The sequence below is a fragment of the Rahnella contaminans genome, assembly GCF_011065485.1.
GTDB classification, from domain to species: domain Bacteria; phylum Pseudomonadota; class Gammaproteobacteria; order Enterobacterales; family Enterobacteriaceae; genus Rahnella; species Rahnella contaminans.
The window spans coordinates 1,772,211-1,796,402 of sequence record NZ_JAADJS010000001.1 but is presented as its reverse complement, the minus strand read 5'-3'; the positions used below and the strand labels follow the sequence as shown (position 1 = coordinate 1,796,402).

The 24,192-nt window shown below is 54.0% G+C and carries 24 protein-coding genes; 11 read left to right on the top strand and 13 right to left on the bottom strand.

The genetic code is table 11. The features are described from left to right. The first annotated feature begins 4 nt into the window (after positions 1-4). Positions 5-1,663 (top strand): alpha-keto acid decarboxylase family protein, encoded by a 1,659-nt coding sequence (locus tag GW579_RS07935; protein ID WP_165058416.1) that lies wholly within the window; start codon positions 5-7, stop codon positions 1,661-1,663. Here GW579_RS07935 and GW579_RS07930 read toward each other — a convergent pair. Then, positions 1,652-2,539, bottom strand: a complete 888-nt coding sequence (locus tag GW579_RS07930) for a LysR family transcriptional regulator (protein WP_165058414.1) — start codon at positions 2,537-2,539, stop codon at positions 1,652-1,654. The genes GW579_RS07935 and GW579_RS07930 overlap by 12 nt on opposite strands. 133 nt (positions 2,540-2,672) lie before the next feature. Here GW579_RS07930 and GW579_RS07925 point away from each other — a divergent pair, with 133 nt between their 5' ends. After that, the gene (locus tag GW579_RS07925) at positions 2,673-3,146 is read left to right on the top strand and encodes a multidrug/biocide efflux PACE transporter (RefSeq protein ID WP_165058412.1); all 474 of its coding nucleotides are present in this window, start codon (positions 2,673-2,675) and stop codon (positions 3,144-3,146) included. A 101-nt stretch (positions 3,147-3,247) separates the two neighbouring features. Further along, positions 3,248-3,946 (top strand): aspartate/glutamate racemase family protein, encoded by a 699-nt coding sequence (locus GW579_RS07920; RefSeq protein ID WP_165058410.1) that lies wholly within the window; start codon positions 3,248-3,250, stop codon positions 3,944-3,946. Here GW579_RS07920 and GW579_RS07915 read toward each other — a convergent pair. Continuing rightward, positions 3,943-5,205, bottom strand: a complete 1,263-nt coding sequence (locus GW579_RS07915) for an ion channel protein (protein WP_165058408.1) — start codon at positions 5,203-5,205, stop codon at positions 3,943-3,945. The genes GW579_RS07920 and GW579_RS07915 overlap by 4 nt on opposite strands. Positions 5,206-5,522: 317 nt before the next feature. Between GW579_RS07915 and glk the strand changes: the two genes are divergently transcribed. Next, positions 5,523-6,488 (top strand): glucokinase, encoded by a 966-nt coding sequence (gene glk / locus GW579_RS07910; RefSeq protein ID WP_152324491.1) that lies wholly within the window; start codon positions 5,523-5,525, stop codon positions 6,486-6,488. Between the two features lie 37 nt (positions 6,489-6,525). On the opposite strand, the gene GW579_RS07905 is transcribed toward glk, so the two are convergent. Together GW579_RS07905 and GW579_RS07900 are read right to left on the bottom strand one after the other, a co-directional pair. Continuing rightward, on the bottom strand, positions 6,526-7,275 hold the full coding sequence (locus GW579_RS07905; RefSeq protein ID WP_152324490.1) for a LytR/AlgR family response regulator transcription factor: 750 nt from the start codon (positions 7,273-7,275) through the stop codon (positions 6,526-6,528). A gap of 97 nt (positions 7,276-7,372) precedes the next feature. Then, the gene (locus GW579_RS07900; RefSeq protein ID WP_165058406.1) at positions 7,373-9,076 is read right to left on the bottom strand and encodes a sensor histidine kinase; all 1,704 of its coding nucleotides are present in this window, start codon (positions 9,074-9,076) and stop codon (positions 7,373-7,375) included. Between the two features lie 146 nt (positions 9,077-9,222). On the opposite strand from GW579_RS07900, the gene GW579_RS07895 reads away from it, so the two are divergent. After that, positions 9,223-9,759, top strand: coding sequence for a GNAT family N-acetyltransferase (locus tag GW579_RS07895; RefSeq protein WP_152324488.1), 537 nt, complete (start codon positions 9,223-9,225; stop codon positions 9,757-9,759). A 146-nt stretch (positions 9,760-9,905) separates the two neighbouring features. Continuing rightward, the gene (gene alaC / locus GW579_RS07890; protein ID WP_152324487.1) at positions 9,906-11,150 is read left to right on the top strand and encodes an alanine transaminase; all 1,245 of its coding nucleotides are present in this window, start codon (positions 9,906-9,908) and stop codon (positions 11,148-11,150) included. A 91-nt stretch (positions 11,151-11,241) separates the two neighbouring features. On the opposite strand, the gene GW579_RS07885 is transcribed toward alaC, so the two are convergent. Both GW579_RS07885 and GW579_RS07880 read right to left on the bottom strand, forming a co-directional pair. Further along, entirely contained in the window at positions 11,242-12,084 is an 843-nt protein-coding gene (locus GW579_RS07885; RefSeq protein ID WP_165058404.1) for a helix-turn-helix transcriptional regulator, read from the bottom strand. A 21-nt stretch (positions 12,085-12,105) separates the two neighbouring features. Then, positions 12,106-12,732: a YbhB/YbcL family Raf kinase inhibitor-like protein gene (locus GW579_RS07880; RefSeq protein ID WP_165058402.1), complete on the bottom strand. Its 627-nt coding sequence runs from the start codon at positions 12,730-12,732 to the stop codon at positions 12,106-12,108. 219 nt (positions 12,733-12,951) lie between these two features. Between GW579_RS07880 and GW579_RS07875 the strand changes: the two genes are divergently transcribed. Beyond that, complete coding sequence (locus GW579_RS07875; RefSeq protein ID WP_165058400.1) at positions 12,952-13,476, top strand: cytochrome b; 525 nt, start codon at positions 12,952-12,954, stop codon at positions 13,474-13,476. Between the two features lie 61 nt (positions 13,477-13,537). Here the strand turns inward: GW579_RS07875 and GW579_RS07870 are convergent, their stop codons facing one another. After that, complete coding sequence (locus GW579_RS07870; RefSeq protein WP_235937323.1) at positions 13,538-15,313, bottom strand: DUF4153 domain-containing protein; 1,776 nt, start codon at positions 15,311-15,313, stop codon at positions 13,538-13,540. Between the two features lie 216 nt (positions 15,314-15,529). On the opposite strand from GW579_RS07870, the gene GW579_RS07865 reads away from it, so the two are divergent. After that, entirely contained in the window at positions 15,530-15,982 is a 453-nt protein-coding gene (locus GW579_RS07865; RefSeq protein ID WP_152324482.1) for a nuclear transport factor 2 family protein, read from the top strand. Positions 15,983-16,037: 55 nt separating this feature from the next. On the opposite strand, the gene csgG is transcribed toward GW579_RS07865, so the two are convergent. From csgG to csgD, 4 genes are read right to left on the bottom strand one after another with little or no spacing between them, the layout of a single operon-like run. Further along, positions 16,038-16,871: a curli production assembly/transport protein CsgG gene (csgG, locus tag GW579_RS07860; protein WP_152324481.1), complete on the bottom strand. Its 834-nt coding sequence runs from the start codon at positions 16,869-16,871 to the stop codon at positions 16,038-16,040. Between the two features lie 32 nt (positions 16,872-16,903). Further along, positions 16,904-17,296, bottom strand: coding sequence for a curli production assembly/transport protein CsgF (csgF, locus tag GW579_RS07855; RefSeq protein ID WP_152324726.1), 393 nt, complete (start codon positions 17,294-17,296; stop codon positions 16,904-16,906). 60 nt (positions 17,297-17,356) lie between these two features. Beyond that, on the bottom strand, positions 17,357-17,740 hold the full coding sequence (gene csgE, locus GW579_RS07850) for a curli production assembly/transport protein CsgE (protein ID WP_152324480.1): 384 nt from the start codon (positions 17,738-17,740) through the stop codon (positions 17,357-17,359). 16 nt (positions 17,741-17,756) lie between these two features. Next, positions 17,757-18,407: a biofilm master transcriptional regulator CsgD gene (csgD, locus tag GW579_RS07845; protein ID WP_152324479.1), complete on the bottom strand. Its 651-nt coding sequence runs from the start codon at positions 18,405-18,407 to the stop codon at positions 17,757-17,759. Between the two features lie 878 nt (positions 18,408-19,285). Between csgD and GW579_RS07840 the strand changes: the two genes are divergently transcribed. The 3 genes from GW579_RS07840 (at position 19,286) to csgC (ending at position 20,708) form a co-directional block, all read left to right on the top strand. Next, entirely contained in the window at positions 19,286-19,774 is a 489-nt protein-coding gene (locus tag GW579_RS07840; protein ID WP_152324478.1) for a curlin, read from the top strand. A gap of 54 nt (positions 19,775-19,828) precedes the next feature. Then, positions 19,829-20,308, top strand: coding sequence for a curlin (locus GW579_RS07835; protein ID WP_152324477.1), 480 nt, complete (start codon positions 19,829-19,831; stop codon positions 20,306-20,308). A 70-nt stretch (positions 20,309-20,378) separates the two neighbouring features. Then, positions 20,379-20,708 (top strand): curli assembly chaperone CsgC, encoded by a 330-nt coding sequence (csgC, locus tag GW579_RS07830; protein WP_165058397.1) that lies wholly within the window; start codon positions 20,379-20,381, stop codon positions 20,706-20,708. Between the two features lie 35 nt (positions 20,709-20,743). Here csgC and GW579_RS07825 read toward each other — a convergent pair whose 3' ends face one another. Together GW579_RS07825 and hypF are read right to left on the bottom strand one after the other, a co-directional pair. Further along, on the bottom strand, positions 20,744-21,769 hold the full coding sequence (locus tag GW579_RS07825; RefSeq protein WP_165058394.1) for a HoxN/HupN/NixA family nickel/cobalt transporter: 1,026 nt from the start codon (positions 21,767-21,769) through the stop codon (positions 20,744-20,746). An 8-nt stretch (positions 21,770-21,777) separates the two neighbouring features. After that, complete coding sequence (gene hypF / locus GW579_RS07820) at positions 21,778-24,126, bottom strand: carbamoyltransferase HypF (protein WP_165058392.1); 2,349 nt, start codon at positions 24,124-24,126, stop codon at positions 21,778-21,780. Positions 24,127-24,192: the final 66 nt, after the last annotated feature.

The following is a 24,192-nucleotide window of genomic DNA, read 5'->3' as shown; positions in this document are numbered from 1 at the left end:
CGTCATGGATAATATCTATACCGTAGGTGACTATCTCTTAGACCGCTTATCATTTAGCGGGATCGCCGAACTGTTTGGCGTGCCGGGGGATTACAATCTGAAATTCCTCGACAGCGTGATTAATCATCAGCAAATCACCTGGGTCGGCTGCACTAATGAACTTAACGCCGCGTATGGTGCAGACGGATATGCGCGTACCAAAGGCATCGGCGCGCTCCTGACGACCTTTGGCGTGGGCGAACTGAGCGCGCTCAATGGCATTGCGGGCAGCTTTGCCGAATATGTTCCGGTGATCCACATTGTCGGGTCACCGGCGCTGACCTCGCAGCGCAAAGGCGAACTGATGCACCACACGCTGGGCGACGGCAATTTCGGCCACTTCATGCGGATGTCGCAACCGGTGAGCGTCGCGCAAGCCGCGCTGACGCCGGAAAATGCGCTGTCTGAAATCGACCGCGTGATTGAAGAAGTGATCTACCACTCACGTCCGGGCTATATTTTGCTGCCCAGTGACGTCGCTGCGTTGCCGGTCACAACCCGAGCCCACGCGCTCCCGGCGCGTCAGCCGCCATTTTCGCCATCTTCTCTGGAAGCTTTTGTTGCCGCCGCTGAAACTCAGTTGCGCGATGCAAGACGCGTTTCGCTGCTGGCAGATTTCCTTGCCGACCGCTTTGACCTCAAAGCCGCGCTGGAAGAGTGGATGGAAGAAGTGCCGCTGCCGCACGCCACCTTGCTGATGGGCAAAGGGCTGTTTAACGAGCAGCAAACGAATTTCGCCGGAACCTATTCCGGCGCAGGCAGCGCGGCGTCAACCCGCGAGGCCATTGAAGGCGCGGATGTGGTGATTAACGTCGGGGTGAAATTTACCGACACGATCACCGCCGGATTTACCCAGCAACTCCCCGACGGCAAATGCATTGATCTCCAGCCATTTTCTGCCCGCGTGGGCGATCAGATTTTCCACCAGTTACCGATGGCTAAAACCGTCAGCGTCCTGCATCGCCTGACCGCGGAACTCGCTTCCGGCTGGCAACCCTACCCGGTGAAACGCACGGCGCTGCCTGCCTCGCACGAAGGACATTTCGGGCAATACGAATTCTGGCAGCAGATTCAGGATTTCCTGCAACCAGGCGATATTCTGGTCGCCGAGCAGGGCACCGCATGTTTCGGCGCGGCGGCGCTGAACCTGCCGGAAGATTGCCAGTTTGTCGTCCAGCCATTGTGGGGCTCGATTGGTTTCACGCTGCCCGCCGCGTTTGGCGTACAGATTGCGGCTCCCGCGCGCCGCGTGGTGTTGCTCATCGGCGACGGTTCTGCACAACTGACCCTGCAGGGGCTGGGCGCGGCGATCCGCTATGGTTTGCCGCCAGTGATTTTCGTCATTAATAATGACGGCTATACGGTTGAGCGGGCGATCCACGGCGAAACGCAGCGCTACAACGACATTGCGCAGTGGAACTGGACGCAGTTCCCGTCGGCGTTTGGCGGCAATGATGTTTTCACCGCGCGGGCCGATTCTCCGCAGGCGCTGAAAGAGGCGATCGAAAAAGCCGGTGCGCATCGCCAGATGGCCTGGATTGAAGTGGTTCTGCCGAAAATGGATATCCCCGAACTGTTAAGCTCGGTGACAAAATCGCTGGCGAAACGTAACTCAGGGCAATAAATCGTCGTCCGTTTCCGGCGGGTCAATCAGCTGGTCGATGAACCAGCTTCCCGCCGGGCCGGGCTGATTATTTTTACTCCACACCGCATCCACGGAAATCTTTTTCGGCCAGCCGCGCAACGGCAGCGTCACCAGTTTGTCATGCCCGAACTGTTTCACCAGCCAGTGGGGCAGCGTCGCCCAGCCAAATCCCTGTTCCGCCATTTCCAAAAGCATCAGATAACTGGGCGCTGACCACACCTGGCCCTGCGCGCGCGGCATTTCGCGACGGCTGTATGGCTGTAAACACAGCTCGCGAAACGTGTGTAACTGCTCGGGTTGCAGGCTCTCCATTTTCACCAGCGGGTGTTCACGGCTGCAAAAAATCGACATATCCGTCTGCTCGGGCAGACGCGCCGCGCCAATATCCGGCGGATAACTTGCCTGCGCTTCCACCATGCCGATATGCGCGCGACCTGACTGCAACAGCTCGATGACGTCCTGATCTTCGGCAATCTGACATTCAAATTCGATATCCGGATAACGCTGCTCAAACCGGCGCAGCAGCGCTTCATGGTGGGTCGGCTGATAGGTATCGGAAAGCACAAACGTCAGGCGGGTTTCTGGCTGCGTGGATAACCGCACGGCCAGCTCATCGAGGCGCTCGCTGGCGGCCAGAATGGCCTGAACGTGGCTCAGAACGCGCTGCCCGGCAGGCGTCAGCACCGGATGGCGGCTCTGGCGATCAAACAACGTCACGCCTAAATCCACTTCCAGATTGGCAATCGCCGTGCTGACCGTCGACTGGCTTTTGCGCAATTTGCGCGCGGCGGCGGAGAAAGATCCGGCATCGGCGGCCTCTACAAACGCCGTCAGGGCTTCCGGTGAATAGCGCATAAACAACTCTCCTGTGATTTCAATCCATCTATTTTATCGATACTTACTATCTTTCATCCATCTTATTTAGTGATGATAATGCCCGCCTGTGACAACCGTCACCCATTAATTATCAGGAATCAGGCAGGTTTTTATGTCTAAGCAAACACGCAATTCATCTCAGAAAACATTGGGCGAGCGCATCTTTCATGCCGTCGGCTTCGAGACGCTGGCCGTCCTGATCTCCGCCCCGGTCGCCGCATGGGCGCTGAATAAACCGATCTGGGAAATGGGCGCGCTGGCTATCATGTTGTCGACGACGGCAATGGTGTGGAACATCATTTACAACACCTTCTTCGACAAATTCTGGCCGGTGACCCGCGTGGTGCGAACGCTGAAAATCCGTATTGCTCACGCGCTGGGTTTCGAGGGCGGTTTCATTCTGATTGGCCTGCCGATTGCCGCGCTGTGGCTGGGTATCGGCCTGCTCGATGCGTTTATGCTGGAAATCGGGTTCTTCCTGTTCTTCCTGCCGTACACCGTGGCGTATAACTGGCTGTACGACACGGTGCGCCAGCGCTGGATGCAGCGCCGCGAAATGGTTCAGGATTGCCCGGCGAAGCATTAATTCCCGCTGACCTTCGTCCGGAAAAAGCCCGCAGACATTTTCTTTGTTTGCGGGCTTTTTGTCGGTTATGGTTTTGTCACGCAGACAAAAGGGAAGCAGAAATGAAAACGTTAGGGCTGATTGGCGGCATGAGCTGGGAATCCACCGTGCCGTATTACCGGATGATTAACGAACACATAAAACAACAGTTGGGCGGATTACACTCGGCCAAACTGTTCCTCTACAGCGTCGATTTCTACGAGATTGAAAAGCTGCAAATGGCCGGTGACTGGCAGCAGGCGGGCGAACTTCTTGGCAACGCGGCCCGCTCGCTGGCGCGCGCCGGGGCTGATGTCATTGTGGTCTGCACGAATACGATGCATAAAGTGGCCGGTGATATTGAGCGGATTGGCGGCCTGCCGTTGCTGCACATTGCCGATGCTACCGCCGGAAAAATCAAAGCGCACGGGCTGAAGAAAATTGGCCTGCTGGGCACGCGTTTCACCATGGAACAGGATTTTTACCGCGGACGTTTACAGGAACTGCATCAGATTGATGTCGTGACGCCGGATGCCGGTGACCGCGAAATCATCCATCGGATCATCTACGAAGAGCTCTGTCTGGGGATTATCCGGGACGACTCACGCGAGGAATACCGGCGGATTATTGCCAGCCTGGAACAGCAGGGCGTGGAAGGCATTATTTTCGGCTGTACCGAAATCACCCTGCTGGTCGGCGCTGAAGACGCGGACGTTCCCGTTTTCGATACGACTGCCATTCACGCGCTGGCAGCGGCCGAGTTCGCCCTGAAAGACCATTAACCGGCGTCAGGATCCTGACGGCGTAATGACTGTTTCGCCACCAGCATCATCGGTTTACCGGCCAGCATCAGCCAGGCTGGTAACATCACGATACACAGCAGCGGCAGCAATTTAAGCCCCGGTACCACGGCGGCAGCCATAAACAGGCTGAGCCAGCCATCGCGCGTGACCACTAAAACCATGCCCATCACGGCGCAGGAAACGGTGACCGCTGCCGGCACATCCGGGGCATATTGATGCAACATCAGACCCAGTGAAACCCCGACGAACACCGCCGGGAAAATACGCCCGCCACGAAAACCGCAGGCCGCCGCGACCACTAACGCCGCCAGCTTGGTAAGCGTGATCGCCAGCAGCGGCCCCATCTCAAACAGCTGATTCGAATGCGCCAGCTCCTTCATCTCATCAAGCCCTTTGAACAGCGTGATTTCTCCGCCAATCAGCGCCAGCAGCCCGAGCACAAACCCGCCGAGACCCAGCCGCAGCACAGGATTCTGGATACTGTTAAACAACCGGTGCATATGCGGAAAGAGCCAGACGGCGAGCATCCCCAGCGCAATCGCAATTAACACGACCACCGAACCGCTGAAAATATCAATCAGCCGTGAGCTGTCATAAGCCGGAATGGTCAGCGAGAAGTCAGGCTGGAAAAACTGATCGGTGGTAATCGCCCCCGCACCCGCGGCGAGCAGCGGCGCGAAAAGCCGGTCCCACAGCGGCACATCTTTATTGGTGCCCAGCGTTTGCGAGAAAATCAGCGCGGCGGCAATCGGTGTACCAAACAACGCGCCGATGGTTCCGGCGGCAGCCAGAATCACCCAGTCGGTGGTCGGTACTTTCGGCATAAACCGCGCGCCAAACGCGGCGGCCAGCGCAATGTTAATCACGGTAATCGGATATTCAGGACCGAGACTGACGCCCCCGGCCAGCCCGAGCATTAAGGCTAACGCCAGACCGGTCAGTGAACTGACTGCAACCGGCGCGCCAATCAGCGATTCGGTCGCCGGATCCGGCCCCGCGTGGCCCGGCATATATTTAATTAATGCGCCCACGCCGACCCCGGTCAGCGTCAGCATGAACAGCGTCCAGCTGGAGGACTGAGTATTCACATTTAAAACCGCAGGAATGTTTTGCCAAAGCAAAGTTTGTAACGCACCGGCAAGCATCATAATGGCGACCAGAATCAGGCTCGACAGCACGCCGATAATGATCGCAGGCAACGCAAAGGCCAGCATGAGTCTGGCGCGGGGATGAAACATGCAAGTATTTCCTTATTTTATAGTTTTGTTTGCCCTAATAGCTTAGATGAAACTCAGCAAGGTCTGTTTACCGGCGGTCGACATTATTTTGTGTGACATGCCGCATAAATGTGCGTTGGTTCAAAACTGCGTTGCAGCGTATAGCAATTACCGCTATTTTGCCCACACGAATCTGTAAGCTTTGCCCCGCTGGCAGGCTTTCGCCGGTCGTTAAGTGATGTGCAGCTTACATCAGCACGCCCGGCAGCGTACTCTTTAGCACAGCAACTTTTGCGCGGGTGTGCAGCATAACGAATTTACTTTTTGTGGAGAATAACATGACCAAATACTCCCTGGTGGGCGATGTCGGGGGCACCAACTGCCGCCTGGCGCTTTGCGCTTTGGACAGCGGTGAGATTTCTCAGTCGAAGACCTTTTCCGGGCTGGAATATGACAGCCTCGAAGCCACGGTTCGTGAGTATCTTTCGCAGCAGCAACAGGAAGTTGAGGATGCATGTATCGCGATTGCCTGCCCGATTACCGGCGACTGGGTTGCGATGACTAACCACACCTGGGCCTTCTCCATTGCGGAGATGAAGAAAAGCCTCGGGTTGAAACATCTGGAAGTGATTAACGATTTCACCGCCGTTTCCATGGCGATCCCGATGCTCAAAGAAGCGGATTTGCTGCAGTTTGGTGGCAAAAAAGCGCAGGACGGCAAACCGGCGGTGATTTACGGCGCGGGCACCGGTCTGGGGGTTGCGCATCTGATCCACGCCAACAAACAGTGGATGAGTTTGCCGGGCGAGGGCGGTCACGTTGATTTCGCACCAAACAGCGAAGAAGAAGACATTATTCTGGAACAGCTGCGCACCGAAATGGGCCACGTTTCTGCGGAACGCATTCTGTCAGGACCGGGGCTGGTGAATCTGTACCGCGCTATTGTGAAATCCGATAACCGCGTACCGGAAAACTTCAAACCTAAAGATGTCACCGAGCTGGCGCTGTCAGACGAAAACGTCGACTGCCGTCGTGCGCTGTCGTTATTCTGCGTCATCATGGGGCGTTTTGGCGGCAATCTGGCGCTGAACATGGGGACGTTTGGCGGTGTGTATATCGCGGGCGGGATTGTGCCGCGCTTCCTGGAATTTTTCAAAGCCTCCGGTTTCCGTGCGGCGTTCGAAGATAAAGGGCGTTTCAAAGATTATCTGATGGATATTCCGGTGTTTCTGATCACCCACGATCAGCCGGGATTACTGGGCGCAGGTGCCTATCTGCGTCAGTCGATTGGTTTGACGATTTAATGTTTACGGCCTCCCTTGTAAAGGGGAGGCCGTAACATCAGAACCGCATTAACTGCCTGAATTCCTTTACCTTGCTCCGGCTGACCGGCACTTCGAAATCCAGATCACTTAACCGCAAAATGTAGGTGTTGTTAAACCACGGCACAATCTCGCGGATTTTCGACAAGTTCACGCAATACGAACGGTGGCAGCGGAAAAAATGCTCTTCCGGCAGGCGGTTGCACAGTTCGGTGATATTCATCGGCATGGTGAATTCTTCTTTGCGGGTATACACCTGCGTCACCTTTTCCTGCGCGGCTGCGTAATAAATATCGTTAATGTCCGTCACGATAATGCGCTCATCTTTGATGAGATTAATGCTGTGGCTGACGCGCGGCGCGTTACTCGGCGCGGGCGCGGAAGCTTCCTGCTTATCCTGGCTGTCACGCTGAAAATGCGATTCGAGTTTTTGCAGCATCGTGACGATACGGGATTCGTGATACGGCTTGAGAATGTAGTCAAACGCTTCAATTTCAAAGGCTTCGGCGGCGTGTTCTTTGTAGGCGGTGATAAAGACAATGTAAGGCTTATGCGCAAATTTACTGATATTTTGCGCCAGCAAAACGCCGTCGAGCGAAGGAATGCTGATATCGAGGAAAATCGCATCGACTTCATTCGTTTGCAGATATTTCAGCACATCCAGCCCGTCATCGAATATCGCTTCAATTTTGATGCTGCTGTGCGTATTAATCAGATAACTCAGTTCTTCCTGAGCCGGTATTTCATCTTCGACGATAATGGCTTTCATGGAATATTCCCCGATGCGTTCGCCCGAAACGCGGGCGGCAGGTTAAATGCTTCAAAAAATGATAATTAGCGAACAGTAACTGCACGGGTCTTCCGCTTCAGGCTATTTTGCTCTCAAGGGCATTTGCCACTGCGGAAGAGGCCTTGGTGATTAAAAATGAAATATCCGTCCCCGGTTCAAGGCGGCGGATTGTCAGCCCCTGGCCGTATAACAGCGAAACGCGGTGATGCACATTTAGCAGGCCGATTTTATTGCCCGGCATTTCGTTGCGCTCAACGCGGTCAATGGTTTCCTGATTGATGCCGTGGCCGGTGTCTTTCACAGAAACCTTCACGCCGTCAGGCTGATGCTTCACTGAAATCACCACCACACCTTTTCCGCTGCACTTCTGGATCCCGTGGACAATAGCATTCTCCACCAGCGGCTGGATCAGCAGGCTGGGGATTTTCACCGAAATATCGTCATCAATGTCATAAATCACCGTCAGCTTGCTGCCAAACCGCGCCTGCTCGATGGCGATGTAATCCTGCACCTGATGCAGTTCCTTGCGCAGATCAATCAGCTCATCGTTCAGTTCCAGGTTATAGCGCAAATAGCGGGAGAGATTGATGATCAGCTGCCGTGCGACGTCAGGGCGGGCGCGAATTGAAGACGATATGGCATTCAGTGCGTTAAACAGAAAATGTGGGTTAATTTTACTTTGCAGGGCGCGCATTTCAGCTTTATTCGCCATCTCACGCAGCTGCTCGGTGCGCGAAACTTCCATCTGCGTCGACATAATTTGCGACAGCCCGATCGCCATGACTTTCAGGGAATAGGTTATTCGGTGCGGGTCGCAATAATAGATTTTCAGGGAACCGGTCACTTCGCCTTTTTCCCACAGCGGGATAATAATCAGCGAGTGAATTTGTGGTGTGCGGTGCATCTCGTCGTTATTTTTGACGGTAATCTGGCCGCTTTCCAGCGTAGCCTTGGTGATCTCGCTGAGCGCTTCGTGGCCGATATTGTATTCTTCCGCACCCGTGCCGACGTACGCAAGAATGTTCCTGGTATCGGTAATAGCGACGGCATCGGCGTCGATATCATCGCGGATAATCCGGCAGATGCTGTCTAACGATTCAGCATTGATATTCCTGAAGTAGGGCAGCGTTTTATTGGCGATATCCAGCGCGAGCCGCGCCTGCCGGGCAGCAATAACTTCTTTTTCATCCTCGACGCTTTGCACCAGAATCACGATAAGGCCAATCGAACTGGCACCGAGGATCAGCGGCGCGGCGATATTCATCACGATATCCAGCCCGAGCGAAAACGGCCGGGCCATCAGTAAAATCAGGATCATGGTCAGCGTTTCGCACAGCATGCCGGCCAGAATACCGACTTTCCAGTGCAGTGCTTTTTTGACTTTTTTATTGATATAGCCGGAAAGAAAACCGGCGGTAATACTGGTGATCAGACACGGAATGGACGTCGGCCCGTGAATGTCGATAAGAAAACGGTGAGTACCCGAAATCACGCCGGTAATAATACCGACCCACGGCCCGAACAGAATGCCGCCGGACATAATGGCGATAGTCCGCACGTTAATCAGCGAGCCTTCAACGTTTATCCCCGAAAGTGTGCCGAAAATCGCAAACAGCGAGAAAATCGCGGTGACCGCCGCCAGTTCCAGCGCCGTATGATTATCATTTTCTTTGTGCAGCAGTTTACGGAACAGCGGGGTACGCGTGAGGAAGAACAGACAGATGAGCATCAGCGCCGCACGGTCAAAGACCGCCAGCAGCATATCAAACATGTGAGGCATGGTGATTTCTCTGCACAGTAATACATATCTGTGCCAAATGGATTCAGCCGTTATTATAAATAAAAGGTCAGAGATTCACCACCAAAGGACGGAATGCGGTCCGGTTCAGGTCCAAAACGCTATCTAAAAATGGAGAACAGCCAGAAATGATCTCGTTATCAACGCCGCGGCTTATCATGCAGCCAATCCAGACTGACGACTGGGCGTTCTTTTTGCGGTTGTACCAGACGCCGGAAGTCATGCGTTTTATCGGCGATATCGAAACGCCCGCGCAGGTTCACAGCCGTTTTGAGCAGCGTCTTGGCAACTGGGATCGTTACTGCGATTTCTGGCTCTGCCTGCTGATCCGCGAAAAAGAAACCGGCGCGGCGGTGGGGCTGACCGGATTTTTCCCCGACTGGCGTCCGTATCAGCAGGGCGAAGTGGGCTTCATTCTGGCACCGGAACATCAGCGCAAAGGCTATGCGGTCGAGTCATTACGCGAAGTATTAAATTTTGCTTTCGACCAGTGCGGATTCCACCGTTTGCAGGCCAACGTGCTGGAAGGTAACGACGCATCGCGACGCGTGCTGGAGAAATGTGGTTTTCAGTATGAAGGAAGGCTGCGTGACAGCTACCGCATTGGCGACGAATGGAAAAATGACTGGCTGCTGGGGCTGCTTGCCAGCGATACGCGCCTTTAGTTAAAGATCTTAGCTAAAAACTTTAGTTAAAAAAATGTTGCTCAATCTCTCGACAGATTTTTTCCTCTGCGATATGTTCGTTGAAGGCCGCAACGCGGCCAGCGTCGCTCGGACGGTCCGGGCGCTTACGTATCCCAGAGGAAATTATGGCTGATTCCAGTTCACCCCGTCGTTTTTCGCGCATTGATCGTCTTCCCCCTTATGTTTTCAACATTACTGCTGAGCTGAAAATGGCTGCACGCCACCGTGGCGAGGACATTATCGATTTCAGTATGGGGAATCCTGACGGCCCGACACCGCCGCACATCGTGGAAAAGCTGGTGCAGGTTGCACAGCGTGAAGACACGCACGGTTACTCGACATCCCGCGGCATTCCGCGTCTTCGCCGGGCGATTTCCCGCTGGTATGCCGACCGCTATCAGGTTGAAATCGATCCGGAAAGCGAAGCTATCGTCACCATCGGGTCGAAAGAAGGGCTGGCGCATCTGATGCTGGCGACGCTCGATCACGGTGATACCGTTCTGGTGCCAAACCCAAGTTATCCGATCCACATCTACGGCGCAGTGATTGCCGGTGCGCAGGTGCGCTCCGTGCCGCTGGCGGAAGGTGTGGATTTCTTTGCCGAGCTGGAAAAAGCCATTCGCGAAACCATTCCGCGACCGAAAATGATGATCCTCGGTTTCCCGTCGAACCCGACGGCGCAATGCGTGGAACTGGATTTCTTCGAGCGCGTGGTGGCGCTGGCAAAACAATACAACGTACTGGTGATCCACGACCTGGCGTATGCCGATATCGTGTATGACGGCTGGAAAGCGCCGTCGATCATGCAGGTGCCGGGCGCAAAAGACATCGCGGTGGAATTCTTCACACTGTCCAAAAGCTACAACATGGCGGGCTGGCGTATCGGCTTTATGGTCGGCAATCCTGAGCTGGTCAGCGCGCTGGCGCGTATCAAGAGTTATCATGATTACGGCACATTTACCCCGTTGCAGGTGGCGGCGATTGCGGCGCTGGAAGGCGACCAGCAATGCGTGAAAGACATTGCCGAACAATATCGTCAGCGCCGAAACGTGCTGGTGCGCGGGCTGCACGAAGCGGGCTGGATGGTGGAAAATCCGAAAGCGTCGATGTACGTCTGGGCGAAAATCCCGCCTGCGTATGCCCACTTAGGCTCGCTGGAATTCGCCAAACGTCTGCTGGCGGATGCGAAAGTCTGCGTGTCGCCGGGCATTGGTTTCGGTGATTACGGCGATACCCATGTGCGTTTCGCGTTAATCGAAAATCAGGATCGCATCCGTCAGGCGGTGCGCGGCATTAAAGCGATGTTCCGCGCCGATGGCCTGCTGGCACCGAAAAAAAACGGTAACGAACCGCCGGCTGAATCTGAATAATTTTCTGACGCGTTAAAAGCGGAAAACATCAAAGCCAGTCATCTGAGGTGACTGGCTTTTTTATTCACTCTTTTTATTAACGGCTCTTTGTTTAACGGATGTCAGCAGGTGAACAGCCAAACCGCTCGCGAAAACGCAGGGAAAACCGCGAACTGGCGCGATAGCCGCACGCATCGGCGATTTGTGACAGGCTCCAGCGCGTGGTTTGCAGCAGGGTCATGGCGTGATGCATGCGGATATCCTGCAACAATGTCCGGAAGCTGATTTGCTCTTCCACCAGCCGCCGCCGCAGCGTGGCTTCACTCATAGCCAGTTGCTGGCTGGCGCTGGCGGCGGTCCAGGCAAATTCCGGCGCGGAAGCCAGCAGCGTGGTCAGCCGGGTGCCCAGCGGTTCACCGGCGCGCGGCATGAATAAAATTCCGCGCTCCGCCAGTGCGATCAGCACGCCGGTCAGACGGTTTTGCTGCACCGCCGTGCTGGCCGGATTTTTCAGACCGTGCAGACAATAATCCAGCGTTTCCTGTAATTCATCGTCCAGCGGTACGATCTGAAAGCCGTTAAGCGGCGTGAGGGGCGACAGAAGCGGGGCGTTATCGCGGTAAAACCCGGCGATCAGCGCAGGCGAAAACCCGAGAAACAGCGACGAGAAAATCCCGCTTTCTGCACTGACGGTTTTGCTGACGTGCGCCTGCGTATGTTGCGAAATCACCATCAGATGCGGCGTGTTTCCCAGCTTCACCGGCGCGTCGTGCTCCTGACTCAGCGTCAGTTGCCCGGAATTCACCCGCAGCAGCGATGGCTCGAAAAACCGGAAACTGGACACCTGATGCGGCTGTTGCAGATAAGGCCGCGCCAGCGAAAAAAGCCGGTCGTGGATGACCGGCAGTTGGTTTGGCAGAAGATTTTCTGCATTGCTGCGACCTTCAGAGGGCATAGTTTCTCCTGCCAGAGGGCATTACTTCACGTCCGGATTTAAGGTGTAAGTCCCGGTCAGGCTGGCCTGTGCCAGAACGTGGCCTTCGATAGCGGCCAGCACATCCGGGCCGTAGAATTTATCCTGTAATTCCAGTGAAGGAATATCCAGTGCATACAGCGTAAACACGTAGTCGTGCGCAATTTCATCATTCCACGGCGGGCAGGCACCGTCGTAACCGTAGTAATCGCCGCCCATATTTTCGTCGTCGCCAAACCACGCGGTATAACCGTTGATGCCATGACGCATTCCGGCTTCAGCGGGCAACGCCGGTTTACCTTTTGGCGTCACGCTGTCGCTGTGGCTGCCTTCGGCAATCTCACGGGTATCAGCAGGAATATCCACCAGCAGCCAGTGGAACAGATCGATACGCGGCAATGATGCGGAAACCACCTTGCCTTCCTGATTCACGTCGTCCGGACGGCCCGGCACATGCGGATCCACACAAACCAGCGCAAACGAACGGGTGTTTTCCGGTACGTCGCTCCAGGCTAAGTGCGGGTTACGGTTGGAGGAAAGCGCCAGGTGGTTTTGTGCATCCTGAACGGCAAATGCCAGCTCGCCCGGCATCGGTGCGCCGTTCTCAAAATTCTGACTGATCAATTTCATTGGAAAATCCTCTGCATGTCATTGGACTGGGGTATGGAGAGATTCTATCGCGATGCGCTTCCGGCAGGATGACATATCCCGTCAGATTATTCACTTTTCCCGTCATAATGACCGGAAGGGTGAGTCCTGCGGTCTTCATAAAGTCTGCGTATTTATTTCCTATACTCATTTTTCGTGCCGATGGTTCCCTGATACTTATCTCCGGACAGGAAACGATTTATGAAAACCCGTTATTCGCTTTCCCAGATAAGCCTGCACTGGGCGACGTTACTGATGATTATTCTGACCTACGCCGCCATGCTGACCCGCGATTATTTCCCGGAAGATAATCAGCCGCTGGTGCGATTGCTGCATTTCAATTTCGGGATTTGCGTCTGGCTGCTGATGTGGGTGCGCATTTTCCTGCGCACGCGAAATACCACGCCGGCCATCACGCCGCCGCTGCCGCGCTGGCAGATTGCGGCGTCTCACGCCGTACACGCTGTTTTGTATCTGCTGTTTCTTTCGCTGCCGGTGCTCGGCGTGCTGACGCTGGAATTTGGCGGGCGCGACTGGGTTTTGTTTGGCTGGCAGGTGCCGCAGTTTATCTCGCCGGATCCTTCTGCGCGCCGCACGGTACGCACGGCCCATGAATTCCTGGCGAACTGCGGGTATTACCTGATTGGCTTACACGCGCTGGCGGGGATTTATCATCACTATTTTCGCAAAGACGATACCTTTACGCGGATGCTGCCGGGAAAATAGTCCGGGGGAATGCAAATGCGGGAAGCTTCACCGGCAGGGCGTCTGCCGGTGAAGAAATCAATCAGTCGTTATCGCTGTTGTAGTGGATCACCCGACGCTTGCCGTCGATCTGCACGTCTGCCCATTTCCGTTGTACAGGCCTGACCTCACCGTTGCGCAGCGCCTGAATCAGCGCGTCTTTATCCTTCCCTTCATACAGATAAAGCTCTCCGGTTTGTGCCCATTTTCCGGCCTGACGGGCGAAAATCCGGCAGTTGATGGACGGCGTATCAAACGTATTACAGAAGAAAATTTCTTTCTGCTTATCGTTGTTCAGATCCAGCGTATTGATGATGCATGCGCCTTCTAAACTCAGACAATCGCGCAGGGTACTTCGGTAATTCTCTAGCTCAGGCAGGCTTTTCCACCAGGAGTCATCCGGCTGCGATGCGCCTTTGGCCAGGAGGATCTGTTTTTTCGCGTCTTCAATGCGGTAGTTTTTCGCGGCATTTTCAGCCTCTTTAACGCTGTAAGCCCCCCAGCGGGAAGTTTGCGCCATCATGTTTTTCAAGGACGCCTGCAATCGTGGATCCCGGGTGAACGCCGGATTCTCCTGGAGTTTCACCAGCGCCTCATTCCCCCGTCGGCCGGTGTCGAAACGCAGCAGATTCAGTGAGAGATCTTTAGCCTGCGTTTTCCCGCTGTCCAGCCGCGCAATCTGGCTATTCACGCTGATGCGGTAAGGATCCAGCAGCGGGCTGTTGCAGGCAATCACCAGTAAAACCACCAGCAGCGACAGTGGTTTGTTGAACTGCGTAATGCGCGGCAACCAGTCCGGGCGCTTATCGATAACGGAAAAACTGTAGCAAACCGACGCGATCAGCGTGACGACAATAATCTGCATCGCCCAGATCCGCGACGGCGTCCAGCCGTATTGCGACACGCGCAGACCGGTGGCGTACAGCGCCAGCGCGGCATACACCGGCAGCAGCAAAATCGCGGCGTTGACCATCAGGCGGATGGCTCGCGGATAAGGCTTCACCGGGCTGTCAGTTTCCCGCACCACATTTACCAGGATCAGCACGCTCAGCGCCATGGTGGTCAGCAGACTTGCCGCCGACCACGCCTGAGACAGCGCGTTCAGGCCGGTAAACGGCAGCGCAAACAGGAAAATCAGCGCGATAAACGCCACCAGCGGCAACAGACCTTTCAGGATAAAACGGATGATGTTGCGCGTCGTGTTCATCAGCGAAGGCTGGGTGCGGCAGGTGACAATGCTGATGCCCAGAAGCACGCCGTAAAGCAGCCAGCCGACCAGCGGCGTATCGTAAAACAACTGGTGGAAGTATTCGATGCCGATCAGCCGGAACAGTGCCGCCCACAGCGCGACCACCGCAACGGCCAGCAGCATCAGCAGCACCGTTAACATCACGCACAGAATATTCTGGCTGTAACAGGCCGCCAGATGGATGTAGCGGTAGCGCGTCTCCGGCGGGAAAGCCTGAACCTGAAGCCACGGCAAAATAAAGAACGTCAGTAACCCCAGCGACAGCTGGAATGGAACAAGAATGCTGTCCGTCATATTTGCAAAAATATTACTTTTTGCCCATGCCGCCAGCCCGGCCAGCAGCAGGGTGAAGACGATAATACTTGCCCAGAACCGGCCGTCTTTCAGCCGCGTAACCGCCAGCGAAATCAGCACCGGTAATACCAGTGCCATAGTTTGCCCGTAAATATTATGCGTAAAGCGAATCAGCGCGGGCGTTTCCGGGGCAGAGAAAAAGAAATACAGCAACAGGCCCTGCAACAGGCATATCGCCATGATAAAAGCACGTGCGGGCGAAGGAACAGGGGGCATTGCGCTTCCTGCCCGGTTGAACTGAGGCATCCGTGACTCTCCAAAGTGTAAGGGGACATGATCAGAAAATTCTTGCCAGTGTAGAGAATTCCGCGGCTGAGTGCAGAAAACTCTTCTCCGGACGGTACTGGCAATTTTGTGAGCCTCACCGCATAACTGGCAAAATCAGCGGCAGTCACTAGGCTTAAATATTGGATGGAGAATTTCGAGGTGAAAATGGCTGAACACGAACTGAAAGAAAAACGCATTGAAATCGTTAAGAATTTCTACGCCAAACTGGATCAGGCGGATGCTTCATTGTTAGATCTCTTTGCTGAAGACGTCGTGCTGTTCTTCCCGAAATTTGGTACCGCCCAGGGTAAATCGTCATTGGGAGAGCTGGGCAAACGTTTTGCGCTGGAGATAGACAAAATTCAGCATATTCAGGATGCTTTCGCCTTTCTGAGTGATGGCGACACGATTGTGCTGGAAGGACAGATGCGCGGCGTGATGCAAAACGGCGACCGCTGGCCAACGTCAGAAGCGGGGCGTCATCATTTCTGCACGGTGTTTGTGTTCGAGGATTTACTGATAAAACGGGTCAGTATTTATCTGGATCCGGACTTTAATCTTGAGGACAAAAAGCGCGTCAGCAATTACCGCCAGACAGTGAAAGCTGAACCATCTTAAAAAAGAAGGGAAGTGGCTTCAACCCGCCACTTCCCTTCGCAACTCCCCTCCATTATCAGGAATCGGTGGGGACAACGCTGTTTTTGTAGCGTTGCAGGATCGGAGAATTGATATCCGAAGGATTCTGCAACTGCCACAGATTGCGGTCGATACCATCATTCACCAGATAAATTACACCCGACTCAATGGCCGACATCAGGCACAACATCACCGGTTCGTTGGTGGTGTAACCGAGTTCGCCTTCCAGCAGACGCTGGTAATCGATAAAGCGGAACACCCCGGCCTGCACTTCATACGACAGGATTGTTTTGCTGGTATTTACCGATGACAACACTTCCCCGGTATTGACGTCGACCGCGCGCAGGTTCACCGCAATCTGATCCAGCTGATACTGCGTGCTGGCGCCAATGCCGAAATAACGTGCCCCGATCCCGCCTGATTTCACATTGCTTTCATAGCCAATAATCGAGCCTTCAATCAGGATATTCGCGGCCACCAGAGAGGAAAGCGGGCGCTGGTTATTGATGGCGACGCTGCCGTTATCCTGTGCGGCACGGATAATTTTGCGTTCATTGAGCAGGTTTTGCAGACCCTGACGTTCCAGAGGAATAAACCATTTCGAATCTTTCAATGCGGAAACCAGCATGGCCGTGGCGCTCTGCGGTACTGCCGTCGAGAAGTTACTCGCCGGATACGGTTTGAACTGGCCCGTTTCATCCTGAATATTGTAAACCGAGACAAAAATTCGCCCTTGGGGTGACGGGAGATGCGTCAGATCCGTATAACTTTGTGCTCTCGGCAATAACGTGGGTTTGGCGGCTTCTTTCGGTGCTGCTGTGAGGCACCCGCTCAGCACAAAAACTGCGATGAGTAATAAATAGCTGCGCATGATGTTGTTCCTGTTTTTATTGGTCATCGGAATCAGTTAGTCGTTGCAGACAAACCCTGAACCTGAATAGTGGAAATTTTGCCGGTTTTGCGGTCAGTGACATTCATCACCAGCTGCCCGTCGGTATTCTGGATATCCACAATAAAGTCCTGTGTCACCAGCCGCCCCGGTTTCCCCTGATTCACGTTACCCATCAGGCTGCCCAGTAATTGCGACTGGATAGACGCGGTAAAGTTATCCAGCGCTGAAGTACTGGACGTGCCGAAATCATACGCATCGGGGTCTTTATACGAGTTTTGCGCCTGCGCCTCATTGAGCAGAAACGCGCCATTATTCGGGTTGCCGCCGAAATTCGGGTTGATGAACTGGAAAACCATATTGCCGCCCCAGGACAACGGGGACGCCGTCAGCAATGCCAGCAGCATCACCGAACGCGGGACAGAGACTGGAATATTCACGATGCTCTCCTTAAAAGAGGCTGTGCATTAAAATTCGTCATGGGCAAGATCCCCGGTGCCAAGTAGTGCTTTGTCTAGCTGCCGCCGTGATAAGGCTTCCGTGACCCCGGCAATGGCGGTATCGATGTCCTTATTAAAATTGCGACGGTTCGGAAACAGCAGAGTCTGATACAAGGTGTCCTGACCTATTTTTATGGTGATCCAACTGCCCCAGCGGGCGCTGGGTCTTTCTGAAATAGTGATCGTTTCCGGGTAGTTCTGATCCCAGCGGTCGGTAAAACCACGGTAAAAATCGTGACCCACCGACGTCACCGTGCGGTCGGTAATCAACCCCGGATCCCGTACATCAGCGGCCTGGACATGTACGCAGGTAGCACAAAGCAGCGCCAGCCAGAGCCAGAACGATTTCATACAAGGAGTCATGATGTCAGCGCTTGAGATTGTCGTTAGCCCAGGAAGCCGCCTGAGTACGGTTCTTGACGGAAATTTTCCTAAATAAATTATAAAGATGCGTTTTGACGGTGTTCTCGCTGATAAACAGCAGACGTGCGATTTCCGTGTTCGACGCGCCAACACGTAACTTATTCAGGATCTCTTTTTCACGGTGGGTCAGACCGGTGTCTTCACTGTGAAGATGGCGGAAAGCGCCGGACTGATTGATCAGATAGCTGGCGAACCCCTGAGAGAAATAGCATTCCCCGCGGATCACGCTTCTGATACCTTCCACCAGATGCTCTTCATCGGTCGAAAGATAAAAAACGGCGCTGATCCGTGGCCAGGTTTCGATTTCACGGAAATGATAATTATCGGGCGTATTCAGCAGCAGTAACTTTACGCTGCTGTGATACCGGTTAATGGCTGACTGCCAGGATTCAATGGTCCTGCGGTCCGCTTCCATCATATCGAAGAGAATTAATGTCTCCTGAAGATATTGATCGTCCAGAGACTTATGAATATTGTGCAACCGGGTATTAACGTAAAGTTGTTGTTTTAATTGCTGCAATAAAGCGCTGGCTTGTAATGATGGTTTGGTCACTAATAAAAGAATATTATTATTGATTGCTGCTTCATTACTCATAATGAAACCCTGCCCTGATTTATTATCGCCACAGCCGGCCAATGCCTGACAATTAAAACAGGCATAAAATAGACTGTGATTTTATTTTGCTAAATCTATAGCTGTATGTTTGCTGTGTATATCTGAAAACTGAAAATATACGCAACCTGAGGCACATAATATTTCAGGTCGTTTTATGTGCGGTACAGACTCAATTTAGCTTTTGGTTTCCCTTACGCAAGGCTTATTTATGTTTCAAAATGTAACGTAAAATGTATAAAATTTTCTTAATGTATTGTATTAATTTTTCAGCGCCCAGCTTAAAGAGAATTTAAGTAATGAACTTACACAATCTTAACGTTCGTCCTTGTTAAGGCTGCGAATTTAAGGATTACTTAACGCAAATATCCCTCCGGAAACTGCAACGGTCTGCATGATTCATCGTGAATAAACCCATTATCAGCCTGTCATACATTTGATTTAGCTTAGGTGAGGCAGTGCAAAAGCCCTTTTGCGGCCAGATAACGCGGGGTGAAGCAAGCTGAACAGGAGCTTTACGGGCAATGTTAAGGGTTGGAAATGTGCGAAAGATCTCTTTTATGGCCGAATGCGTGTCAGTATTTTATTAAGAATAGTTGCATTTGTGTGATTATTTGGCCGGCTATTTTTTAGCACTTTAGGATTAATGCCATGGGGTAGATTAGCCGCGCTGACCTTTTACTTAAATGTTCTGGTCAATCCGCATGAGAAGTACATCCTCATACTTTTTGATGAAGCTGGAAATTAAAATACGACGTGCGGGTGAGTTTCTTATTCGGATGAAACACCATAATCAATTCGTCAGCAGCAATAAAACCGGCGAGCTTATTATCAGGCGTCGGGTTTAAAAAGGTGACGAAATGAAGAAGACATTACTGACCCTGGCGTTACTTTCCATATCCTGGGTCGTTCACGCACAACAATCTGACATGGGTTACTCAGATTTAAATTCTGACAGTCCGGATCAGTATTTTGCTGGCGCGAGAAATTCATCAGGGAATTCATCAACGATTTACCAGAACGGTAACAGTAATGTGGCCTATACGAATCAGACGAGTTCCGGCAGTTCAAGCGTTATTCGTCAGATAGGTACAGAAAATACCGCGGTGGTAAATCAGAGAGGTAATGGGAATAACGCTGATATTTCCCAAAGCGGCAGCGATAATTTTGCCTACATATCGCAAAGCGGCGGCGGGGATGCATCCATTACGCAACAAAATTTTGGCAATACGGCTTACATTCTGCAAAAAGGCCGGAGTGTGACGGAAATTCGCCAGAATGGTACGAACCAGAGCAGCGGTGTCGTACAAAACTCGTCAGGAATGGCGATTAGAGTGACACAGCATTAGCAAACATACGTTCTTATGACATGACATCCGATATTAAACCAATGGGGTAGCATCATGAAACTTTGGAAAATTGTGGCAGTCTCCGCTTTAGTCGTCAGTGGCAGTGCATTTGCAGGTGGTGGTTACGGTGGGGGCGGTTCTGGCCCATCCGGTCCGTCCACTCCTCCGTCAACAGTACCCACATTCTCGACGACTCAGTGGAACTCTGAAATCCAGATCTATCAGGAAGGTAACGGTAACTATGCCAATGCTGACCAAAGCGGGGTTAAGAATTCACTGACCGCTATTAATCAGAATGGCTACAAAAATGCCGCAACCACGTCTCAAACCGGTGATAAGAGCCTGATCAGCATTATTCAGAAAAATGGCGGTCTTAACACGGCTAACGTGAACCAAAGCGCCGATCAGAGCCAGGTTCTGGTATCTCAGTCTGGCTGGGCCAACTTGTCTCAGAACAGTCAGAGTGCCAATGGCAGCCTGACCAGTGTGACTCAGGTAGGCACTTCAAACGTGGCTTATACTAACCAGCACTAAGCCTGCGCGCGAAATGAAAAACAGGGCACGAGCCCTGTTTTTTTTCGACTGGATCCAGAGGATAAATGTGATGCACTTACTTCTGATTGCTGCCGTAATGTCCAACCAGCTCTGGTTTGATACCCATAATGACGCCCAAACCTACACGGTAACGCCGATGGTCAGCCTCACCAAAGCCTGCGCTTGTCAGGTGGCGGTGTCCGTTTCGCAGGAAAGCACCGCCGGAACCAGCACCAGCCGCCAGAGCCAGAACATGAATCTTTCCGCCAGCCAGGCGCAACCGCTCGGGCAAATGCGTTTTGCCGTCAGACCCGGTGGGAAAACGCAAATCATGATTACGGTTACGGACGGCGATAAACTGCGGCTGGAAAAACAGCTAACGCTGCCCAATGACGCATAGCGGTTAACATATAGAGCAGACGGCGTTTTAACGAGTCAGACCGCCAGACTGTCGTAGCCTTTGCGGCGATAATTGAGGGCGGAAATGCCCCAGAACACCACAAAAATTGCCACGGCGGCATACCCGACGCTGCCCATATTGTCATTGAGTTCTCCGACAACGCGCCAGAATGCGCCGTGCAAATCCAGCTTGTCCGCCATCAGCCCGAGCGCTTCCAGCCCGCCGATAAACAGGGCGATAAATACGCTGGTGGCTGTAATAGTCATATTGTAATAGAGCTTGCGAACCGGTTTATCAAACGCCCAGCCGTACGCGCCCACCATGACAAAATTGTCGAGCGAGTCGACAAGTGCCATGCCGCTGGCGAACAGCGCCGGGAAAATCAAAATACTCCAGACGGACATCCCGGAAGACGCGCCCGCCGCGGAAATGCCCAGCAGACCGATTTCCGTGGCGGTATCAAACCCCAGCCCGAACAAAAATCCGACCAGATACATCTGCCAGCTTTTATTCACCAGATTAAATGCGAAACTGAAAATCCGGCTCATGATGCCGCCCTGAACCTGATTCAGCTCTTCTTTATCTGAGAAAGTCTGCCCTTGTTTAACTTTCTGAAAACGACGATATACATCCCGCAAAATCAACGCATTCAGCAGCGCCATCATCAGTAAAAACAGTGCAGAAATCAGCGTGCCGAGGGTGCCGCCATAATCATGCAGCCAGCCGATTTTATTGCCGAAAACCAGCGATGTGGCGGCGATCGCCACACAGGCCAGCACCACAATGCTGGAATGCCCGAGTGAGAAAAATGCCCCGACCGCCACCGGCCGCTGTCCCTGTTGCATCAGCTTGCGGGTCACGTTATCGATAGCCGCAATGTGATCCGCATCGACCGCGTGCCGCAAGCCATAGCCGTAAGCCAGCAACGCCGCTGCCATCAGTGCCGTATGATGGCGAAACACCAGAAATGCCCAGGCCCAGGCCAGTAAATTGATGACCACCAGTCCGGTTAAAAGCCAGGAAGCGCGGCGGTGTGTGTGGAAAATGTCACGGCTAATCATGGGGATCCTTATTGTTTTGATAAAGAAGTTGAAACAGAAGCTGAAACAGAAGCAGAAATAAAAGAAGAGAACTGAAGGCGCGCACAGGCGACCACCGCCTGACCCAGCGCCAGCCCGCCGTCACCGGCCGGGACGTTTTGCGGCATCAGCACCCGCAAGGGCGACAGATGATGGTGCAAACGCTGGCGCAGCAGGCGGTTATGCAAAACACCGCCGCCGAGTGCAACGGTACGGATACCGGTGCGGGCACAATGAAAACGGGCGAGGGCGGCAAAACCCTGCGCGAGGGCGTCATGAAAAGCGAAAGCCCGTGCAGCAGGCGGTGCCTGCCAGGCGAGCCACTGCTGCCAGAAAGTGGCTAAATCCAGAAATACGCCACCGGATGTATGGCACAGCGGGAGCGTAACCGGATGCGAAATGCCTTCCGCGCGGTGAGCCAGTGCTTCAAGCCGGCAGGCGGCTTCGCCTTCCCAACTCAGCTGCGCCGGTGCACAGCCGAGCGCGGCAGCGACGGCATCAAACAGTCGCCCGCAGGAAGACGCCAGCGGCGAATTCACTCCGGCGGCGATGGCTTTCGACAACGGCAGCCACGGGTGTTCATCCAGCACGCGCGATTCGTGCAGCGACTGCCAGCCGGGCACGAAAGCCTGCCACTGTGCCAGCAAATTGCGCCACGGTTCACGCGCCGCGCGGTCGCCACCGGGCAGCGCTACGGCAGGTAAACCTCCTAAATGTTCGCAATGCAGATAATCCACCTGCAAACATTCACCGCCCCACAGCGTGCCGGTTTTGCCTGCCGGAATGCCGTAACCCAGCCCGTCCAGCGCCAGCCCGATGACTTTTCCGCCGTCCAGCGGCCAGCCGTTTTCTGCCAGACACGCCGCGAGATGCGCGTGATGGTGAAATACATCAACCACCCGTATTCCGTGGCTTTCTGCCTGAACGTGGCTGACATAAGCAGGATGCGCATCGCGGGCAATCGCCACCGGCGTGCATTCATAAAGCTGCCGGAAATGCTCCATGGCCTGCTGTTGCTGGCGGGCAATATCGCCGTCAGCCAGCGATCCGAAATGCGCGCTGAGAATGGCCTGATTGCCGCGTACCAGACAAAACGTATTTTTGAGGTCGCCGCCCAGCGCCAGCACTGGCGGCTGGGTGTTGAAACCGGCGGGCAGTGGCAGCGCATCCGGCACAAAACCTCGCGCACGACGCAGAACTTCGGTGCCCTGCGGTGTCAGGCGAACCAGCGAATCGTCGGCGCGCTGAACGATGTCGCGGTTATGCAACAGGAAGACGTCGGCAATTTTGCCGAGCTGACGAAGTGCATCGTCATTGTTTAAAACCGGCGCACGCCCTGCCGCATTCCCTGACGTCATCACCAGCGGGGTGCCGCAGGCCTGCATCAGCAAATGATGCAACGGCGTAAACGGCAGCATCAGCCCGACTTCATCCAGCTCCGGCGCCACCGCCGCGCACAAAGGCGACGTGGTGCTTTTTGCCGTCAGCACAATCGGCGCGGCAGGCGAACTCAGAAGCTCCCGCAACGCAAACTGCGGACTGTCGTCACTGCATTGCGCCAGCCAGCCGATATCCGGCAGCATTACCGCCAGCGGTTTTGACGGGCGATTTTTGCGTTCCCGCAGCCGCATAACTGCATTCTGTTGCGTGGCATCGCATGCCAGATGAAAACCGCCCAGCCCTTTGATCGCAACAATTTCACCCGCCTGCAATGCGGCCACGGCGTAGCTGAGCGCTGCATTTCCCTGCACCCGCGTTTCGCCGTTTTGCCGCGTGGCGCGCACTTGTGGCCCGCAGTCCGGACAGGCGACCGGTTGTGCGTGAAAGCGCCGGTCGGCCGGGTTTTGATATTCCCGCTGACATTCCGGGCAGAGCATGAATTCCGCCATGCTGGTGGAAGGACGGTCGTAAGGCATGGCGCGGATCAGCGTAAAACGCGGACCGCAGTGCGTGCAGTTGGTAAAGGCATAGCCGAAACGGCGGTCGCCGCGGCGGGTGATTTCCTTCAGACATTCCGGACAGGTCGCCGCATCGGGTGCCACTTGCGTGTCCATCTGGCTCTGGCGGCTGGGCGTGATGGTGAAATCCTCAGGAGGCGTTTGCCAGTCGAAAGGGTCGAAACGGATACTGTCGATGCGCGCCAGCGGCGGACAATCGCGTTTTACCTGAGCGATAAAAGCGTCGATATCGCCCGGCTGAAAAAGTCTGATTTCCACGCCCGCACTGTCATTACACACCTCGCCGCGAAGCTGCATCCGTTCTGCCAGTTGCCAGATAAAAGGCCGGAAACCGACGCCCTGAACCTTGCCGCAGATACGGATCACGTGAGAATCAAACATACAGCCTCTTGGGATTTTGGGTGTGCTCCTCCCCCTGCGCAGGGGAAGGAGCTTAAAACCCTCTAT

Excerpts from the sequence above, each read along its gene's own strand:
- hypF (WP_165058392.1), bottom strand. The coding sequence starts at position 24,126 with ATGTTTGATTCTCACGTGATCCGTATCTGCGGCAAGGTTCAGGGCGTC.
- csgE (WP_152324480.1), bottom strand. The coding sequence starts at position 17,740 with ATGAAATCGTTCTGGCTCTGGCTGGCGCTGCTTTGTGCTACCTGCGTA.
- GW579_RS07920 (WP_165058410.1), top strand. The coding sequence starts at position 3,248 with ATGAAAACGTTAGGGCTGATTGGCGGCATGAGCTGGGAATCCACCGTG.
- GW579_RS07915 (WP_165058408.1), bottom strand. The coding sequence starts at position 5,205 with ATGTTTCATCCCCGCGCCAGACTCATGCTGGCCTTTGCGTTGCCTGCG.
- GW579_RS07885 (WP_165058404.1), bottom strand. The coding sequence starts at position 12,084 with ATGCCCTCTGAAGGTCGCAGCAATGCAGAAAATCTTCTGCCAAACCAA.
- GW579_RS07840 (WP_152324478.1), top strand. The coding sequence starts at position 19,286 with ATGAAGAAGACATTACTGACCCTGGCGTTACTTTCCATATCCTGGGTC.
- GW579_RS07925 (WP_165058412.1), top strand. The coding sequence starts at position 2,673 with ATGTCTAAGCAAACACGCAATTCATCTCAGAAAACATTGGGCGAGCGC.
- GW579_RS07895 (WP_152324488.1), top strand. The coding sequence starts at position 9,223 with ATGATCTCGTTATCAACGCCGCGGCTTATCATGCAGCCAATCCAGACT.
- glk (WP_152324491.1), top strand. The coding sequence starts at position 5,523 with ATGACCAAATACTCCCTGGTGGGCGATGTCGGGGGCACCAACTGCCGC.
- GW579_RS07900 (WP_165058406.1), bottom strand. The coding sequence starts at position 9,076 with ATGCCTCACATGTTTGATATGCTGCTGGCGGTCTTTGACCGTGCGGCG.
- csgF (WP_152324726.1), bottom strand. The coding sequence starts at position 17,296 with ATGCTGCTGGCATTGCTGACGGCGTCCCCGTTGTCCTGGGGCGGCAAT.
- GW579_RS07875 (WP_165058400.1), top strand. The coding sequence starts at position 12,952 with ATGAAAACCCGTTATTCGCTTTCCCAGATAAGCCTGCACTGGGCGACG.
- csgG (WP_152324481.1), bottom strand. The coding sequence starts at position 16,871 with ATGCGCAGCTATTTATTACTCATCGCAGTTTTTGTGCTGAGCGGGTGC.
- GW579_RS07935 (WP_165058416.1), top strand. The coding sequence starts at position 5 with ATGGATAATATCTATACCGTAGGTGACTATCTCTTAGACCGCTTATCA.
- GW579_RS07905 (WP_152324490.1), bottom strand. The coding sequence starts at position 7,275 with ATGAAAGCCATTATCGTCGAAGATGAAATACCGGCTCAGGAAGAACTG.
- GW579_RS07930 (WP_165058414.1), bottom strand. The coding sequence starts at position 2,539 with ATGCGCTATTCACCGGAAGCCCTGACGGCGTTTGTAGAGGCCGCCGAT.
- GW579_RS07865 (WP_152324482.1), top strand. The coding sequence starts at position 15,530 with ATGGCTGAACACGAACTGAAAGAAAAACGCATTGAAATCGTTAAGAAT.
- GW579_RS07835 (WP_152324477.1), top strand. The coding sequence starts at position 19,829 with ATGAAACTTTGGAAAATTGTGGCAGTCTCCGCTTTAGTCGTCAGTGGC.
- csgC (WP_165058397.1), top strand. The coding sequence starts at position 20,379 with ATGCACTTACTTCTGATTGCTGCCGTAATGTCCAACCAGCTCTGGTTT.
- csgD (WP_152324479.1), bottom strand. The coding sequence starts at position 18,407 with ATGAGTAATGAAGCAGCAATCAATAATAATATTCTTTTATTAGTGACC.
- GW579_RS07880 (WP_165058402.1), bottom strand. The coding sequence starts at position 12,732 with ATGAAATTGATCAGTCAGAATTTTGAGAACGGCGCACCGATGCCGGGC.
- GW579_RS07870 (WP_235937323.1), bottom strand. The coding sequence starts at position 15,313 with ATGCCCCCTGTTCCTTCGCCCGCACGTGCTTTTATCATGGCGATATGC.
- GW579_RS07825 (WP_165058394.1), bottom strand. The coding sequence starts at position 21,769 with ATGATTAGCCGTGACATTTTCCACACACACCGCCGCGCTTCCTGGCTT.
- alaC (WP_152324487.1), top strand. The coding sequence starts at position 9,906 with ATGGCTGATTCCAGTTCACCCCGTCGTTTTTCGCGCATTGATCGTCTT.